This is a genomic window from Streptomyces sp. NPDC029292 (assembly GCF_055569295.1).
In genome coordinates, this window is the sequence record NZ_JBVHXR010000008.1 from 150,309 (window position 1) to 166,380 (window position 16,072).

The 16,072-nt window shown below is 71.1% G+C and carries 16 protein-coding genes; 10 read left to right on the forward strand and 6 right to left on the reverse strand.

All coding sequences use genetic code 11. The features are described 5' to 3' along the window. Positions 1-288 precede the first annotated feature (288 nt). Positions 289-1,167 (reverse strand): (2Fe-2S)-binding protein, encoded by an 879-nt coding sequence (locus ACZ4WS_RS19425; protein ID WP_467981914.1) that lies wholly within the window; start codon positions 1,165-1,167, stop codon positions 289-291. A 156-nt stretch (positions 1,168-1,323) separates the two neighbouring features. On the opposite strand from ACZ4WS_RS19425, the gene ACZ4WS_RS19430 reads away from it, so the two are divergent. The 3 genes from ACZ4WS_RS19430 to ACZ4WS_RS19440 all read left to right on the forward strand — a co-directional run bounded on the left by ACZ4WS_RS19430 (position 1,324) and on the right by ACZ4WS_RS19440 (position 3,163). After that, the gene (locus ACZ4WS_RS19430; RefSeq protein ID WP_467981916.1) at positions 1,324-2,181 is read left to right on the forward strand and encodes a GntR family transcriptional regulator; all 858 of its coding nucleotides are present in this window, start codon (positions 1,324-1,326) and stop codon (positions 2,179-2,181) included. A 77-nt stretch (positions 2,182-2,258) separates the two neighbouring features. Next, positions 2,259-2,726 carry a hypothetical protein gene (locus ACZ4WS_RS19435; protein WP_467981918.1) on the forward strand — a complete coding sequence of 156 codons (468 nt, stop codon included), beginning with the start codon at positions 2,259-2,261 and terminating at the stop codon, positions 2,724-2,726. 146 nt (positions 2,727-2,872) lie between these two features. Further along, positions 2,873-3,163: a hypothetical protein gene (locus ACZ4WS_RS19440; protein ID WP_467981920.1), complete on the forward strand. Its 291-nt coding sequence runs from the start codon at positions 2,873-2,875 to the stop codon at positions 3,161-3,163. A 133-nt stretch (positions 3,164-3,296) separates the two neighbouring features. On the opposite strand, the gene ACZ4WS_RS19445 is transcribed toward ACZ4WS_RS19440, so the two are convergent. Then, positions 3,297-4,070: a hypothetical protein gene (locus ACZ4WS_RS19445; protein WP_467981922.1), complete on the reverse strand. Its 774-nt coding sequence runs from the start codon at positions 4,068-4,070 to the stop codon at positions 3,297-3,299. A 149-nt stretch (positions 4,071-4,219) separates the two neighbouring features. Then, positions 4,220-5,893 (reverse strand): PucR family transcriptional regulator, encoded by a 1,674-nt coding sequence (locus tag ACZ4WS_RS19450; protein WP_467981924.1) that lies wholly within the window; start codon positions 5,891-5,893, stop codon positions 4,220-4,222. Between the two features lie 385 nt (positions 5,894-6,278). On the opposite strand from ACZ4WS_RS19450, the gene ACZ4WS_RS19455 reads away from it, so the two are divergent. The 5 genes from ACZ4WS_RS19455 to ACZ4WS_RS19475 all read left to right on the forward strand — a co-directional run bounded on the left by ACZ4WS_RS19455 (position 6,279) and on the right by ACZ4WS_RS19475 (position 13,090). Further along, positions 6,279-7,169, forward strand: coding sequence for an FAD binding domain-containing protein (locus ACZ4WS_RS19455; protein ID WP_467981926.1), 891 nt, complete (start codon positions 6,279-6,281; stop codon positions 7,167-7,169). Next, positions 7,169-7,771 (forward strand): (2Fe-2S)-binding protein, encoded by a 603-nt coding sequence (locus tag ACZ4WS_RS19460; protein WP_467981928.1) that lies wholly within the window; start codon positions 7,169-7,171, stop codon positions 7,769-7,771. Before ACZ4WS_RS19455 ends, ACZ4WS_RS19460 begins: the two co-directional genes overlap by 1 nt. Positions 7,772-7,773: 2 nt before the next feature. After that, complete coding sequence (locus tag ACZ4WS_RS19465; RefSeq protein WP_467981930.1) at positions 7,774-10,161, forward strand: xanthine dehydrogenase family protein molybdopterin-binding subunit; 2,388 nt, start codon at positions 7,774-7,776, stop codon at positions 10,159-10,161. A 254-nt stretch (positions 10,162-10,415) separates the two neighbouring features. Next, positions 10,416-11,873, forward strand: coding sequence for an NCS2 family permease (locus tag ACZ4WS_RS19470; RefSeq protein WP_467981932.1), 1,458 nt, complete (start codon positions 10,416-10,418; stop codon positions 11,871-11,873). Positions 11,874-11,938: 65 nt separating this feature from the next. Beyond that, positions 11,939-13,090 (forward strand): XdhC family protein, encoded by a 1,152-nt coding sequence (locus tag ACZ4WS_RS19475; protein ID WP_467981933.1) that lies wholly within the window; start codon positions 11,939-11,941, stop codon positions 13,088-13,090. An 8-nt stretch (positions 13,091-13,098) separates the two neighbouring features. Here ACZ4WS_RS19475 and ACZ4WS_RS19480 read toward each other — a convergent pair whose 3' ends face one another. After that, on the reverse strand, positions 13,099-13,266 hold the full coding sequence (locus ACZ4WS_RS19480; protein ID WP_467981934.1) for a hypothetical protein: 168 nt from the start codon (positions 13,264-13,266) through the stop codon (positions 13,099-13,101). Continuing rightward, entirely contained in the window at positions 13,263-13,532 is a 270-nt protein-coding gene (locus ACZ4WS_RS19485) for a hypothetical protein (protein ID WP_467981936.1), read from the reverse strand. Before ACZ4WS_RS19485 ends, ACZ4WS_RS19480 begins: the two co-directional genes overlap by 4 nt. 226 nt (positions 13,533-13,758) lie before the next feature. On the opposite strand from ACZ4WS_RS19485, the gene ACZ4WS_RS19490 reads away from it, so the two are divergent. Continuing rightward, positions 13,759-14,931, forward strand: coding sequence for a glycoside hydrolase family 6 protein (locus ACZ4WS_RS19490; protein WP_467981938.1), 1,173 nt, complete (start codon positions 13,759-13,761; stop codon positions 14,929-14,931). Between the two features lie 22 nt (positions 14,932-14,953). Here ACZ4WS_RS19490 and ACZ4WS_RS19495 read toward each other — a convergent pair whose 3' ends face one another. After that, complete coding sequence (locus tag ACZ4WS_RS19495) at positions 14,954-15,181, reverse strand: hypothetical protein (RefSeq protein WP_467981940.1); 228 nt, start codon at positions 15,179-15,181, stop codon at positions 14,954-14,956. 583 nt (positions 15,182-15,764) lie between these two features. Between ACZ4WS_RS19495 and ACZ4WS_RS19500 the strand changes: the two genes are divergently transcribed. Then, positions 15,765-16,049 (forward strand): hypothetical protein, encoded by a 285-nt coding sequence (locus ACZ4WS_RS19500; protein ID WP_467981942.1) that lies wholly within the window; start codon positions 15,765-15,767, stop codon positions 16,047-16,049. Positions 16,050-16,072: the final 23 nt, after the last annotated feature.

Consider the following 16,072-nt stretch of genomic DNA (forward strand, 5'->3'; position numbering starts at 1 on the left):
ATAGTGGCCCAATCACGTCGGCCCTCAGGGGGTTTCGGGGCAAGAGGCCGCCAAGGGAGTGCAAGGGGATGCGCAGGGCGACTTTCTGCTCGAACTGCCGGGCGAGGGACGGGAGTTGAGTGCGAATAAGATTACCCGCACGGATGGTTCCAAGGAAACTTCCTGCGACAAGTGAGGAAGTTGTGAATCGCCTGTAATCCGCGCGGAACCCCGTGGGGAAGTCGGTGGGGAGTCTCAGTGGGGGTTGATCTTAGGACACGCGCGGGCCGGAACGCTCCGCGGGACGCCTCAACTGGCCGCGCCAGCCGTCAACTTGGCGACGCGGTCGGCGTCGCAGGTGCGCGGGCAGGTGGCGCAGGTGTCCTCGGGGCGCAGCGTGTAGAAGAGGCAGCAGCTCGCGCGGTCGCGGGTGGGCAGCGACTCTCCGTCCGGACCGGTCAGTTCGCGGAACGCGGCGGAACCGACGTACGGCCGGGTCGCCCCCGGCAGCAGCTGCTCCAGCTCGCGCATCGCGCGCCGCTCCTCGCCGAGGAGGTGGGCGACGTACCAGAGGCCCTCGACGATCTCGTCGGTCGCCATGCCCCACAGGGCCCGGCCGCGCCGCCGCATGCGTGGGCCGAAGCCGCCGAGCACCGGTTCCAGGTGCTCGGCCACGGCGGCCCGCACCTCGGCCCGCAGGGCCTCCTCGTCGGGTACGACGCGGGCGCCGGGCAGGCCGGCCGCCGGGTCGTCGGGCAGACAGGCGAAGGTGGTGACGCGGACGGCCATGCGGCCGAGGGTGCGCTCGTATGTGACGTGCTCCACAGGGAAGCGGGGCACGCGGCGCAGCAGGAACCACGGCGCGGTGATCAGCAGACAGGCGGGCCAGGCGTACCGGTGCAGCCCGAAGCTGGCGATGACGTCCGGGCGCGCCCGCTGTCCGTAGTCCCGGATCACCTGCACCTCGTCCCACGCGAGAAACGTGTCGAGATCGGCCCCGCCCTCCGCGAGCCGCGCGGCGGCGACCCAGCCGCCGTCCCGTGGCTCCGCTTCCCCGTGTCCCAGCTCCGTGACGCTCAGCCCGGGAAAGACCTCGGTCAGCTGGGCGTACGCTTCCGCGACGGCCGAGGGGGCCGGGCGTGCGTCGGGGCCGGCCGGGGTGCCCGAGGGCAGGGCGGGAGCGGGCATGGGGAACCTTCGCTTCACGATCGTTAGCAGGTTAGGCTTACCTTACCCATTTTTTTGGATGTTTGAACTGAGGCCATGTGCGCCTATGGTGCTTGGCGGACGGGTGACAACCGCCGCAATGACCCCCAAGTACGACCAAGCCCGGAGGAGGACCCCGTGGAGCAGGCCGGTCCGCGCAGCGCGCACGGCTCCGCCGGGGCGGGGGTCCCGGACATCCGTACGGGGGCCGTTCGGGTGCCCGTGCAGCCACAGGCCTCGGACATGGACCGCAAGCGGGGGGTCGGCTCCGGAGGTGCCGGGATCGGAGCCGGTGTCGGGGCCGCGGCTCGTGGTGAGCACACGCACAGCGAGACGCCCATCCCGCGCCCCCGCGCCGAGGGCGCCCGCCCCGTCGTGCAGCGTGCCTCCGTGCGCGGGCAGATCCTCGACGCCCTGCGGACCGCCCTCGTCGCGGGAGAGCTCGCCCCGGGCGAGGTGTACTCGGCGCCCGCGCTCGGCGAGCGCTTCGGGGTGTCCGCGACGCCCGTACGGGAGGCGATGCAGCAGCTCGCGCTGGAGGGCGCCGTCGAGGTCGTACCCAACCGGGGGTTCCGGGTCGTCCGGCGCGGCACGCGTGAGCTGGCCGAGCTCGCCGAGATCCGCTCCCTCATCGAGGTCCCGGTGATGCTGCGCCTCGCGCGCACCGTGCCCGCCGCGCGCTGGGCGGAGCTGCGTCCGCTCGCCGAGGCGACGGTACGGGCCGCGTCCTCGGGCTGCCGCGCGACCTACGCCGAGTCCGACCGCTCCTTCCACCGCGCGGTGCTCGCGCTCGCCGGCAACGCCCAGCTGGTGCAGATCGCGGACGACCTGCACCGCCGCGCCCAGTGGCCGCTCGTCGGCGGCCCCGTCTCCCGCGGCCGCGCCGACCTGGTGGCCGACGCCGCAGAACACACCGCCCTCCTGGACGCCTTGATCGCCGAGAACCTGACGGTCGTGCAGTCCCTGGTGCGGGAGCACTTCGCCGGCGCGTCCTGAGCTGGTTCCCCGGCCTCGGGGCCGGGCGCGCAAAAACGCGTATCGCCGCACGCGACGGCGCGTCTAGCCTGTGGGCCATGCATCAGGACCGAAGCCGCGGCCGGCGGTCGGCCCGCCGCGTGGGGACGGCACGGACGGGGCACCAGGGGGCTCCGGCCTTGACGGTCGCGGGGGCCGATGTCGTCCTCGTCGGGTACTTCTCCGCCAAGCAGAAGGACTTCGCCGCGCTCATGGACTCGGCGGCCGCGGAGATGACGGCGCGCGGCGCACGGGTCGTGGGGCGGATCATCCAGCGGCGTGGCGTCTCGGGCGGCGGAGCCAAGAAGATGGCCCTGCCGTATTCGTCGCGAACTCTCCTGAGCCGGGGAAAGGCCCGCGAAGTGGCCGAGGCCTGTGCGCGGACCGATGCTGACGCGGCGGTGTTCCTGACGCCGCTGACATTTCTGACGGAGCATCAGGGGCAGGTCCTGGCAAGGCTGTTCGGCTGTCCCGTGGTGGGTCTCGGTGAAGTCCTGGGAGCGGAGGGCCTCAGAGGCGGCCGCTGAAGCCGTGGGTGCGTGCCCTTCCGCTCGCCCGTGTCACGGATCCGTACGGTCCGCGCAACACCCCCCGACGTCGGGAACCCGGCCTGCCCCGCCCGCGTGCCCCCGGGTACACGGCGAGAGCCGGACCGAACCCGGGGGAGATTCCGATGCCCGACCCGTCCTGGATGGCGCAGCAGGCCGCCCAGCAGGCCCAGCAGATCCACCAGAACAATGTGCGCCACCACCGCCACATGCACGACATGGCCCGCATTCACGGCGGCACACCCCAGATGCACCGCCCCATGTCGTACGGCGGGCGCCGAGGCGGCGGCCTGCGCGGCTTCCTGACGCTCCTGGTGATCGTGGCCGTGGTCGTCTACGTGGCTCACGACCCCGAACTCCGCACCACCGTGGCGACGTTCGCCCGCAACCTCTTGGCGCGTGTGCAGAGTGGCTAAGCGGTTCTTGTGGACCCTGGGCTGTGCAGCGCCCCGTCAGGGGCGCGGGGCTGTGACCTGTGCGACTCCGCCGCGTGGGCGCGACCAGCCACGAACAACCCGCAGCCGCCCCACAAGAATGCCCCCCGAGCTCTCACGCGGTCGCCGCAGGCGGAGTCAACTGCTGTGCCAGCCAGGTAGGTACACCCCCGAGCAACCGAAACAACCGCCCCGCCTCCGCCCGCAACCGAGACGCCTCAGGTTCGGCCTCGGCGTCGGCCAAAGACGCCAACGCCGGAGCCGTCCCCACGAGATACCCCAACTCCTCCCGGATCCGGAGGGATTCGGCGAACCCGTGCCGCGCCTCCGCCAACTCCCCGTCCCGCAGGGCAAGTCCGGCGAGATGCCGCCAGGTGAACGAGAGCAACAGCGGGTCCCCGTGGGCGACCGCGCCCGCGTGAGCGCGCCGATACGCGGCACGCGCGGCCTGCGGCGAGCGCGCGAGATTCTCGGCGAGCAGCCCGCGCCGGAAGTCAAGGAGGGCCCGCCCTGGCGCCCCGGGCGTGAGCAGCGCGGCGGCCCGGCCGAGCGCGGCCCGCGCCTCGTCCGCCCGGTCGCGCACGCCGAGCAGCGTGGCCGCGTACGCCAGCTGCCCGCGCTCACAGGCGGCAGCCCCCCGCTCGTCGTCGCTCCGGGCCACTGCCTCCGCCGTCCGCAGCGCGTCCTCCGCCTCGGCCCAGCCCTGCTCGGTGTACAGACACCGTTCGACGAGCAGCGACGCTCTTTGCAGTGCCGCCGGGGCGGTGTGCGGCTGGAGCAGCGCGGCCGCGTCGGCCCAGCAGGCTCGCGAGCGCAGCCGCCATACCGCGGTCTGGAGTGGATCGTCCCCTGCAGTCGTTCCGGAACCAGACATGGCGGTATGCGCCACGTTGCCCTCCCCGAGCACACCATTGAGCTGTTGAGTGGTGGCATCTCAGCACGGATCGCGGGGCCCGGCCAAGGGGGTGGGTGAAGGATTTCACAAAGTCGTGGGACAGCGGCGGCACTTGGGGACCTGCCGCCCACGGCTCCGCGACCTCAGCTCATGCGCAACGCCAGGAAGAAGTCGAGCTTGTCCTCCAGGCGCGACAGGTCCCGACTCGTCAACTGCTCGATACGGCCCACCCGGTAGCGCAGTGTGTTGACGTGCAGGTGCAGCCGCGTGGCGCAGCGCGTCCACGAGCCGTCGCAGTCGAGGAACGCCTCCAGCGTCGGGATCAGCTCGGCGCGGTGGCGGCGGTCGTAGTCGCGCAGCGGGTCGAGGAGCCGCGCCGTGAACGCCCGGCGCACGTCGTCCGGCACGAAGGGCAGCAGCAGCACGTGCGAGGCGAGCTCCTGGTGCCCGGCCGCGCACACCCGCCCGGGGCGCGCCGCGGCGACCCGGCGGGCGTGCCGGGCCTCCTCCAGCGCGCCGCGCAGCCCCTCCGCCGAGTGCACGGAGGCGCTGACGCCGAGCGTGAGCCGCCCGTCGTCGTTCAGACCGGCCGTCAGCGGGTCCCGTACGGCCTCCAGGAGCGCGTCGGCGAGCAGTCCCGACTCGGAGCCGTCGTGCTCCGTCGACACCGCCGGAAGGGGTACGAGCGCGATCGCCTCGTCACCCGTGTGAGCGACGGCGATGCGGTCGGAGTGCTCGGGACCGAACGACAACGGGTCGACGAGGATCTCCTCAAGGAGCGACTGGGCGACCGGACCGCCCTCGAGCTCGCCGCCCTCCCATTCGACGCGCGCCACCACCACCTGCCAGTGCGGCGCGGCGCCGAGGCCCGGCAGCAGCACCGGCGCGGCGACCCGCAGGCGCGCCGCGATCTCCGCGGGCGCGGCGCCCGTCTGCACCAGCTCCAAAATCTCCTGCGCGAGCCGCCGCCGCACCGTGCGCGCCGCGTCCCGCCGGTCCCGCTCCACCGCGATCAGCTGGGTGACGCCCTGGAGCAGGTCGATCCGCTCATCGGGCCAGTCCCCGGCGTCCGCCTCGACGGCGAGCAGCCAGTCGGAGAGCACCGTCTCGCGCACGTCCCGGGACGCGCCCGTGGAACGGCCCGAGGAGCGGATCGGGAAGAGCGAGTACGACGTCGTGCCCACCATCACCCGGTGCGGCCCCCGGCGCCCGGTGCGCGACGCCGCCAGGTGCTCGGCGGCCAGCTTGGCGCACACGTCGGCGGGCAGCCCGGGGCCCGCGAGCTTCGAGCCCGCGATGGGCCGTCCAGTGGGCGAGAGGACCCAGGCCCGCAGATCCAGGTCGGAGCCGAGCAGGTCCAGGACCACGTCGGGCCCGCCCCCCGCGGGACCGGACGTCATCATCCGCCGGTGCCGGTCCACCACGGCCGCCAGGTCTCCGGCGCGCTCGCCCGAGACCTGCCGTACGACGTGCTCGGTGATCGTCGCGAAGGCCACCGACTCGTTCACCGCGAACAGCGGCAGCCGGTGCCGGGCGCAGGCCAGGATCAGATCGTCCGGTACGTCGCCCAGCTCCGCCTCACCGGCGGCGAGGGCCGCGACCCCGGCGCTCGCGAGGATGCGTACGAAGGGCTCGGAGTCGCCGGCGTCGTGCCGCCAGGCGAGGCCGGTGAGGACCAGCTCGCCGCCCGAGAGGTAGCGGCTGGGGTCCTTGAGGTCCGTGGTCATCACACCGCGCACGGTGCGGTCCAGCTCGTCCTCGCCGCCGAGCAGCCGCAGGCCCAGCGCGTCGGTGTCCAGCAGTGCGCGCAGCCGCATTCTCGTCGCCGCCGTTCTTTGTCTCGAAATCTACGATGGATCTGTGGTGAGGACCCGCGAGCGGGTTCTCGGGCTCCGGAGAGCGGGCCCATGGGTCCCGAGGACGGTGGGTCCCGGCCCCTCCGAGGCTGTGTCCTGGGCTTTCGAGAGCTGTGCTCACTGTTTCCAGGGAAGAACAGAGAGGTTACTGATGACCTCCGTTCATACGAATCTACAAGATGAGCGCCCTGGCCAGCCAACTCCTTCATGGTTTCGGTGACTGACCCCGGTGGAGGACGGAACGGTGTACTGGCCCCAATCCGCGTTAACAACTCATGAACGAGCCGGGCCCGCCGCACACGATCTGGCTTGATCAGAACGACGATACGAATGAAGAGAGCCACTCATGGACTTCCTTCGCCCCGCCAGCTGGGAGGAGGCGCTCGCCGCCAAGGCTGAGCACCCCACCGCTGTGCCGATTGCGGGTGGCACCGATGTGATGGTCGAGATCAACTTCGACCACCGTCGGCCCGAGTACCTCCTGGATCTGAACCGCATCGGCGAGCTGAGCGAGTGGGAGGTCGGCGAGGAGAGCGTGCGCCTGGGCGCCTCCGTTCCGTACACCCAGATCATGGAGAACCTGCGCGGCGAACTGCCCGGCCTGGCCCTCGCCTCCCACACCGTGGCCTCCCCGCAGATCCGCAACCGCGGCGGCGTCGGCGGCAACCTCGGCACCGCCTCCCCGGCCGGTGACGCCCACCCCGCCCTCCTCGCGGCGGGCGCCGAGGTAGAGGTCGCGTCCGTACGCGGCTCGCGCCTGATCCCGATCGACGAGTTCTACACCGGCGTGAAGCGCAACGCGCTCGCTGCCGACGAGCTGATCAGGGCCGTACACATCAAGAAGGCGGACGGCCCGCAGCAGTACTCGAAGGTCGGCACGCGCAATGCCATGGTCATCGCGGTCTGCGCCTTCGGCCTGGCGCTGCACCCCTCGTCGCGCACGGTGCGCACCGGCATCGGTTCCGCCGCGCCCACGCCCGTCCGCGCCAAGGCCGCCGAGGAGTTCCTGAACGCGGCGCTCGACGAGGGCGGCTTCTGGGACAACGGCAAGATCATCACCCCGTCGGTCGCCAAGCAGTTCGCGGACCTCTGCTCCGCCGCCTGCAACCCGATCGACGACGTCCGGGGCACGGCGAGCTACCGCCGCCACGCGGTCGGCATCATGGCCCGACGCACGCTGACCTGGACCTGGGAGTCGTACCGCGGCACCGCCGCCAGCACGGAGGGAGTCGCGTAATGCGCGTCAATTTCACGGTCAACGGCCGCAAGCAGGAGGCCGACGACGTCTGGGAGGGCGAGAGCCTTCTGTACGTCCTGCGCGAGCGCCTGGGCCTGCCCGGTTCCAAGAACGCCTGTGAGCAGGGCGAGTGCGGTTCCTGCACGGTCCGCCTCGACGGCGTGCCGGTGTGTTCGTGTCTGGTCGCGGCCGGTCAGGTCGAGGGCCGCGAGGTCGTCACGGTCGAGGGCCTCGCGGACTTCGCCAAGCAGCGCGCGGAGCACGGCGGTTGCGCCACCGGAGCCTGCGGCACGTCCGGGAAGTCGGGCACGACGCTCGACGAGGCCAAGCACTGGGCCGCCAAGGGCCACGACTCGCAGACCGGTGAGGGCGGCGAACTCTCGCCCATCCAGCAGGCGTTCATCGACGCCGGAGCCGTCCAGTGCGGCTTCTGCACCCCGGGTCTCCTGGTGGCCGCGGACGAGATGCTGGAGCGCACCCCGAACCCGACCGACGCGGACATCCGCGAGGCGCTCTCGGGCAACCTGTGCCGCTGCACGGGCTACGAGAAGATCATGGACGCGGTCCGCCTGGCGGCCGCCCGGCAGTCTGAGGCGGTCTGACCATGGGTACGACTGGTACGCCCACCAACATCACACAGGGCTCCAAGACCAAGGGCGGCATCGGCGAGTCCACGCTCCGCCCGGACGGCACCCTCAAGGTCACCGGCGAGTTCGCGTACTCGTCCGACATGTGGCACGAGGACATGCTCTGGGGTCAGATCCTGCGCTCCACGGTCGCGCACGCCGAGATCGTCTCGATCGACACGGTCGAGGCGCTGAAGACCCCGGGTGTCTACGCCGTCATGACGTACGACGACCTGCCGACCGAGGTGAAGAACTACGGCCTGGAGATCCAGGACACCCCGGTCCTCGCGCACGGCAAGGTACGCCACCACGGTGAGCCGGTCGCGATCGTCGCCGCCGACCACCCGGAGACCGCGCGCCGCGCCGCCGCCAAGATCAAGGTGGAGTACAGGGAGCTGCCGGTCATCACGGACGAGGCGTCCGCGACCGCGCCCGACGCGATCCTGATCCACGAGGGCCGCGACGACCACCACATCGGCCACGTCCCGCACCCGAACATCGTGCACCGCCAGCCGGTCATCCGCGGCAATGTCGAAGAGGCCGCCAAGAAGGCCGACTTCATCGTCAAGGGCGAGTACACCTTCGGCATGCAGGACCAGGCCTTCCTCGGCCCGGAGTCCGGTCTGGCCGTCCCCGCCGAGGACGGCGGAGTCGACCTGTACATCGCCACCCAGTGGCTGCACTCCGACCTGCGCCAGATCGCGCCCGTTCTCGGTCTGCCCGAGGACAAGGTCCGTATGACGCTCTCCGGCGTCGGCGGTGCCTTCGGCGGCCGCGAGGACCTGTCGATGCAGATCCACGCCTGCCTGCTCGCGCTGCGCACGAACAAGCCGGTCAAGATCGTCTACAACCGCTTCGAGTCCTTCTTCGGGCACGTCCACCGCCACCCCGCGAAGCTCTACTACGAGCACGGGGCGACCAAGGACGGCAAGCTCACCCACCTGAAGGCCCGGATCGTCCTGGACGGCGGCGCCTACGCGTCGGCCTCCCCGGCGGTCGTCGGCAACGCGTCCTCGCTGGGCGCCGGCCCGTACGTCGTCGACAACGTCGACATCGAGGCCATCGCGCTCTACACCAACAACCCGCCCTGCGGCGCCATGCGCGGCTTCGGCGCGGTCCAGGCGTGCTTCGCCTACGAGGCGCAGATGGACAAGCTCGCCGACAAGCTGGGCATGGACCGGGTCGCCTTCCGCCAGCTCAACGCGATGGAGCAGGGGACCATCATGCCGACCGGGCAGCCGGTCGACTCGCCGGCCCCGGTCGCCGAACTCCTGCGCCGCGTCAAGGCGATGCCGATGCCGCCGGAGCAGCAGTGGCTCGCGGCCGGTGAGGCCGCCGACGTACGGCAGCTGCCGGGCGGCCTCTCCAACACCACGCACGGCGAAGGCGTCGTACGCGGTGTCGGCTACGCGGTCGGCATCAAGAACGTCGGCTTCTCCGAGGGCTTCGACGACTACTCGACGGCCAAGGTCCGCATGGAGGTCGTGGGCGGCGAGCCGGTGGCCACCGTGCACACCGCGATGGCGGAGGTCGGCCAGGGCGGCGTCACCGTCCACGCGCAGATCGCCCGCACCGAGCTGGGCGTCACCCAGGTGACGATCCACCCGGCGGACACCCAGGTGGGTTCCGCGGGCTCCACCTCGGCCTCGCGTCAGACGTACGTCACCGGTGGCGCCGTCAAGAACTCCTGCGAGCTCGTCCGCGAGAAGGTCCTGGAGATCGGCCGCCGCAAGTTCGGTACGTACCACCCGGCTTGGGCCACCGCCGAACTGCTCCTGGAGGGCGGCAAGGTCGTCACCGACGGCGGCGAGGTCCTCGCCGACCTGGCCGACGTCCTCGAAGGCGAGGCCGTCGAGATCGAGGCCGAGTGGCGGCACCGTCCGACGGAGGCCTTCGACCTGCATACCGGGCAGGGCTTCGGCCACGTCCAGTACACCTTCGCCGCGCACCGCGCGGTGGTCGAGGTGGACACCGAGCTGGGCCTGGTCAAGGTCATCGAACTGGCCTGCGCCCAGGACGTCGGCAAGGCGCTCAACCCGCTGTCCGTCATCGGCCAGATCCAGGGTGGCACCACCCAGGGCCTGGGCGTGGCGGTCATGGAGGAGATCATCGTCGACCCGAAGACCGCGAAGGTCAGGAACCCGTCCTTCACGGACTACCTGATCCCCACCATCCTCGACACGCCGACCATCCCCGTCGACGTGCTCGAACTCGCCGACGACCACGCCCCGTACGGGCTCCGTGGCATCGGCGAGGCCCCGACCCTCTCCTCGACTCCGGCCGTCCTCGCGGCGATCCGGAACGCGACGGGTCTGGAGCTCAACCGGACGCCGGTACGCCCCGAGCACCTCACGGGCACCGCGTAAAGGCACCGGGCACGACTCTCCGGGCGGCGCAGGAACGTCACACTTCGACGCGCCGCCCGGAGTACTCAAGTACCGCACCGCTCACGGAACTTGGACTCCAGTCAGTACCGCACCAGTCCCTTTCGTTCGTCTCGGGCCGTCCCCCGGGTCGTGCGGCCGAAGCACCTTCCCAAATCCCGCAACCGCGCTCGCGGTTGACCAGCCGTCAGGGCGGCTGGGGCGGGTGCCCCTTTGAACCTTGGGAGTAGGCCCACATGACCCAGCAGTCACTGGAGCCGAAGACCGCCGCGGAGGACGCGGGCACGGGTAGCCGTGTCCCGGCCGGACGGTCTTGGCTCGACCGGTACTTTCACATATCCCAGCGGGGAAGCTCGATCGCGCGTGAGGTGCGCGGCGGCACCACCACCTTCATGGCGATGGCGTACATCCTGCTGCTCAACCCCCTCATCCTGTCCGGCAAGGACGCGGCGGGGGACACGCTCGGCCAGAAGGCCCTGATCACCGCGACCGCGTTCGCGGCGGCCTTCACCACGCTTCTCATGGGCTTCGTCGGCAAGGTGCCGCTCGCCCTCGCCGCCGGACTCTCCGTGTCCGGTGTGCTCTCCTCGCAGGTCGCCCCGCAGATGACCTGGCCGCAAGCCATGGGCATGTGCGTCATGTACGGCGTGGTCATCATGCTCCTGGTCGTCACCGGGCTGCGCGAGATGATCATGAACGCGATCCCGCTGGCCCTCAAGCACGCCATCACCATGGGCATCGGGCTCTTCATCGCGCTGATCGGTCTGGTGAAGGCGGGCTTCGTCCACCAGGGCAAGGCGACCCCGGTCACCCTCGGCCCGACCGGTGAACTCGCCGGCTGGCCGGTCCTGCTCTTCGCGGCGACCCTGCTCCTGATCTTCATGCTGCAGGCGCGCGGCATCCCCGGCGCGATCCTGATCGGCATCGTCTCCGGCACGGTCGTGGCCGTCGTCCTCAACGGGCTCGGCGTCATCGACCCCAAGCAGTGGGCGAGCGGCGCCCCCGAGCTGCACGGCAGCGCGGTCTCCATGCCGGACTTCTCGCTCTTCGGCAAGGTCGAGTTCGGCGGCTGGGGCCAGGTCGGCGCGATGACGGTCGGCATGATCGTCTTCACCCTCGTGCTCGCCGGGTTCTTCGACGCGATGGCCACCATCATCGGCGTCGGCACGGAGGCCAAGCTGGCCGACGCGCAGGGCCGGATGCCGGGGCTGTCCAAGGCGCTGTTCATCGACGGCGCGGGCGGTGCGGTCGGCGGTGTGGCCGGCGCGTCCGGCCAGACGGTCTTCGTCGAATCGGCGACCGGCGTCGGCGAGGGCGCCCGTACCGGCCTCTCCTCGGTCGTCACGGGTCTCTTCTTCGCGGCCTGCCTCTTCTTCACCCCGCTGACGGCGATCGTCCCCGGCGAGGTCGCGGCGGCGGCGCTGGTCGTCATCGGCGCCATGATGATGACGAACGCCCGCCATGTGGACTGGGCCGACCGCGCCACCGCGATCCCGGTCTTCCTGACCGTCGTGATCATGCCGTTCACGTACTCCATCACCGCGGGCGTCGCGGCCGGAGTCATCAGTTACGTCGCCATCAAGATCGCCCAGGGCAAGGCCCGGGAGATCGGGGCGTTCATGTGGGGCCTGACGGCGATCTTCCTCGTCTTCTTCGCCCTGAACCCGATCGAGAGTTGGATGGGCGTGCACTGACGCCCTGGGCCCTCTCGGCACACCGGGCCCGCCTTCCACACAACCGCTGTTAAGGAGACCGAGAGATGCTGGACATCGCCGAAGAGCTGCACCGGTGGGTCGAGCAGGGACGCGACTTCGCCGTCGCCACCGTGGTGGCCGTCGGCGGCAGCGCACCCCGCCAGCCGGGCGCCGCACTCGCCGTCGACTCCGACGGCACGGCGATCGGCTCGGTCTCCGGCGGGTGTGTGGAGGGCGCGGTCTACGAACTGTGCCAACAGGCGTTGGAGGACGGCGAAACGGTCCTGGAGCGCTTCGGCTACAGCGACGACGACGCCTTCGCGGTCGGCCTGACCTGCGGCGGCATCATCGACATCCTGGTCACTCCGGTCCGTTCCGGCGACCTCGCCCGGCCGGTGCTCGCGAACGCGCTGGCCGCCACGGCCGGCGGCGAGGCGGCGGCGGTCGCGCGGATAGTGAGCGGTCCTCTCGAGTTGCTGGGCCGGGCCGTGGTGGTCCGCCCCGACGGCTCGTACGAGGGCGGCTTCGGCGCCCACCCCGAGCTGGACCGCACGGTCGTCGGCGAGGCGGCCGCCTTCCTGGACGCGGGCCGCACCGGCACCCTGGAGATCGGAGAGCAGGGCTCTCGTTGCGGAGCACCGCTCACGGTGCTGGTGGAGTCCTCGGTCCCGGCCCCGCGCATGATCGTCTTCGGCGCGATCGACTTCGCCTCGGCGCTGGTCCGCATCGGCAAGTTCCTCGGCTACCGCGTCACGGTCTGCGACGCCCGCCCGGTCTTCGCGACCGCCGCCCGCTTCCCCGACGCCGACGAGATCGTCGTCGAATGGCCCCACAAGTACTTGGAGCGCACGGAGGTCGACTCCCGCACGGTGCTGTGCGTGCTCACGCACGACGCCAAGTTCGACGTGCCCCTGTTGCAACTGGCGCTGCGGCTTCCGGTCGCCTACGTCGGCGCGATGGGCTCGCGGCGCACACACCTCGACCGGAACGAGCGGCTGCGCGAAGTGGGCGTGACCGAGCTGGAGCTGGCCCGCCTCAGGTCCCCCATCGGCCTCGACCTGGGCGCGCGTACGCCCGAGGAGACGGCGCTGTCCATCGCCTCGGAGATCGTCGCCAACCGGCGCGGCGGCACCGGGATTTCGCTCACCGGGGCGCACACGCCGATCCATCACGACACGGCTTCGGTGCCCGCGGGGCGGATCGGGTCGGTTGCCTGAGCTGCCTCTCAGGTGTACTTCGAGGGGGCGTATCCGAGCTGCACGCCCAGCGCCGAGTGCCGGCCGACCAGTGTGCCGCGCCCGGGCGGTTGCCGACTCGGCTTGACCGTTCCCAGCAACGGCCTTTCGGACGGATCGCCGGAGAGCACGAGGCCTTGTGCGCCGTGCTCTTTCATCCCCCGGACTCATGGCCGCCGAAGGCGATGAACAGCGGGTCTGCCTCGAAATCGAGGAGCACCGGGGACAGAGTGGTGTCGTCGACGCCGATGGCGACGCTGTGGCCGGGGTGTTCGCCCCGCCGGGAAGTTCGGTGGCGGGCCGCAGCTCCGACCCGCAGCAGCCCCAGCGTGCGCAAGTCACGGTACAGACCGCTGATCTGACGATCCGTCTGCTCCGTGGTGGCCTCGGGACCCGAGTCGATCCGGAGCTCCAAATGGTGCACGGTCTCCCCTTTCGCCGGTGCTCCGTGGCGACGTCGGTCGCGACGAACGGGGCATCGGCCCGCGGAGTGATCGTATCCACATCGCCTGACGCGCGACACGAGTTCGGGGTGGGCCGCGGAATCACGCGTGTGAGTCATCTTGACGACTGCAGGTCCCTCGGCGAGTCTCCTGTGGGAGCGCTCCCGCAAGTCCCTCGTGACCGTCGCGACCCAGGAGTGAACCCAGATGAGACGTGCCCCAACGTGGCTCGCCGCCCTGTCGGTCGGGCTGGCGGCCCTCTTCGCCGCACCCTCCGCGCACGCCGCCGATTCGGTGGATCACGGACCTTCGCTGTATGTCCCCGACGCCAACCCGGAGGCGTACACGCAGGCCTACGAACTCGCTCGCGCGGGCCACTACCTGGACGCGGCGGGCATCTTGGCCATGGTGAACACCCCGCAGGCCGTCTGGTACGGCGACCAGAGCCCGGCCCAGGTGGAGCGGCTGATCCGCGCGGTGGTACGGGACGCGGACCACGACGACGCGATCCCCGTGCTCGCGCTGTACAACATTCCCGGCCGCGACTGCTCCAACTACTCGGCGGGCGGAGCCGCCAACACCGCGGAGTACAAGGAGTGGATCGACGCGGTGGCACGGGGGATCGGGAGCCGCGACGCGATCGTCACCCTGGAGCCCGACGCACTCGCGCTGCTGCCGTCCGACTGCGGCCAGGACGACGCTCAGGGCACGAAGACCGCCGCGCGGTACGTGGAGGTCAACTACGCGGTCGACAAGCTGGAGCCGCTGGCCGGGACCCGGGTCTATCTCGACACCGGGCACCCGGGCTGGCACACCGTCAGCTCCATCGTGCCGCGCCTGATCAAGGGCGGTGTCGCGCACGCCTCCGGCTTCTACGCCAACGCCTCGAACTACAACACCGACGACGCCAACTCCTGGTACGGAAAGCTGATTTCGTCGTGCATCGCGTACGTCGACGGGGGCGGCGACGTGGCCGAGTGCCCGAACCAGTGGTGGCCGCGGGCCGACGCGCAGGCCTGGCTCGACACGCACGTACACCTGCCGGCGTCCCGGATGAAGCACTTCGTCACGGACTCCAGCCGCAACGGACAGGGTCCCTGGACCCCGCCCGCGGGCACGTACTCGGACCCGCAGGACTGGTGCAACCCGCCCGACCGGGGTCTCGGTGCCCGACCGACCCTGCGCACCGGTGACCCGTTGCAGGACGCCCGGCTGTGGATCAAGACGCCGGGCGAGTCGGACGGGCTGTGTCTGCGCGGCACGGCGGGGCCCGAGGACCCGGAGCGCGGGATGGTCGACCCCGACGCGGGGGACTGGTTCCCCGAACAGGCCCTGGAACTCGTCCGATTCGCCAACCCGCCGATGTTCAGTGGGTCTTGAGGGCCGCGGCAGCGCTTGAGGGCTACGGCAACGTCAGCGTGAACGCGTCCAGTTCCGCCAGCTGGCGCAGGAACGCGGCGGCGCGGAAGGCCTCGGCGGGCGCCGGTAATCCCGTCTTCTCCGGGCCGTCCCCGCTTGCCAGTTGGACGGCGGCCTCGACCGAGGCGACGGCGCCGGCCCGCCAGATGTCCCGGCCGCGTACGGGGGCGTTCCGCCCGCCCCGGGACGCGGCGGTGAGCTGGACCGCCACCGTGAACTCGGTCCGCGCGCGCTCGCACGCAACGCCTGATCGCTCCGCCGCTCGGCCAGGTCCAGGACCTTCCGGCCGGTCTCCCGGCGCTCCTCTGCCATGAACCAGGGTGCCCGGCGGCCCTCCGCCACGATGTCCTCGAAGCGTGTCCGCGCGGTCTCCAGGGCCTCGCGCAGCTCATCGTCGGCGGGACCGAGGGCGACCTTGTGTCGGACGTTCCGCCACTTCCGTACGCCCTGCCATGTCCCCGTCCCGACGGCCCACAGGAAGGCCAGCCAGCCGGGCGTGAACTTGAGCCAGTCGTCCCATCAGTGAGTGGGCGAGGGCGGTGCAACCATGCGCCAGATTCTGGCGGTAGTTCAGTGGGCTGTGTGGCCGATCCGCGAAGGTGTTGATCGTGAGGCTGGTGTGGCGCCCGGCTGCGGGTGATCCCTAGCCGTCCAGGGCAGCGAGCGGGGGCGCGCGTAACCAGGGCGTGCTCCAACGCGCCGTACACCTCGCTGTGCGGAGACTCGACAGCGACGCCACGCGGCAGGACGCTGGTCCGACCGTTGGGGGAGCCGCACATCCGAAGGTGGGGATTATGAGCACGGACGATGAACTACGGGACGTGAAGCGTCGGCGCGGTGCAGCGGACCACCAGGCGCACAACGCGCAGCTCAACTGGAAGCTGTCGCAGGAGGGCGCGCGGGCGTACCTCAAAGCCACAGAGGACGCGCTGGCCATCGTCAAGGAGCATGTGCAGATGGACCCCAGCTACGACCCTCACATGGCTGCGTACGCGATCCAGAGCCGCGAGGAGACCATCGCCGAAGTCAAGGCGGAGCTGCCGAACATCGACCGAGTATTCCCAGATCCCGAGTGGTAGTCGGCTCGGAGTTGGCAGCGGCC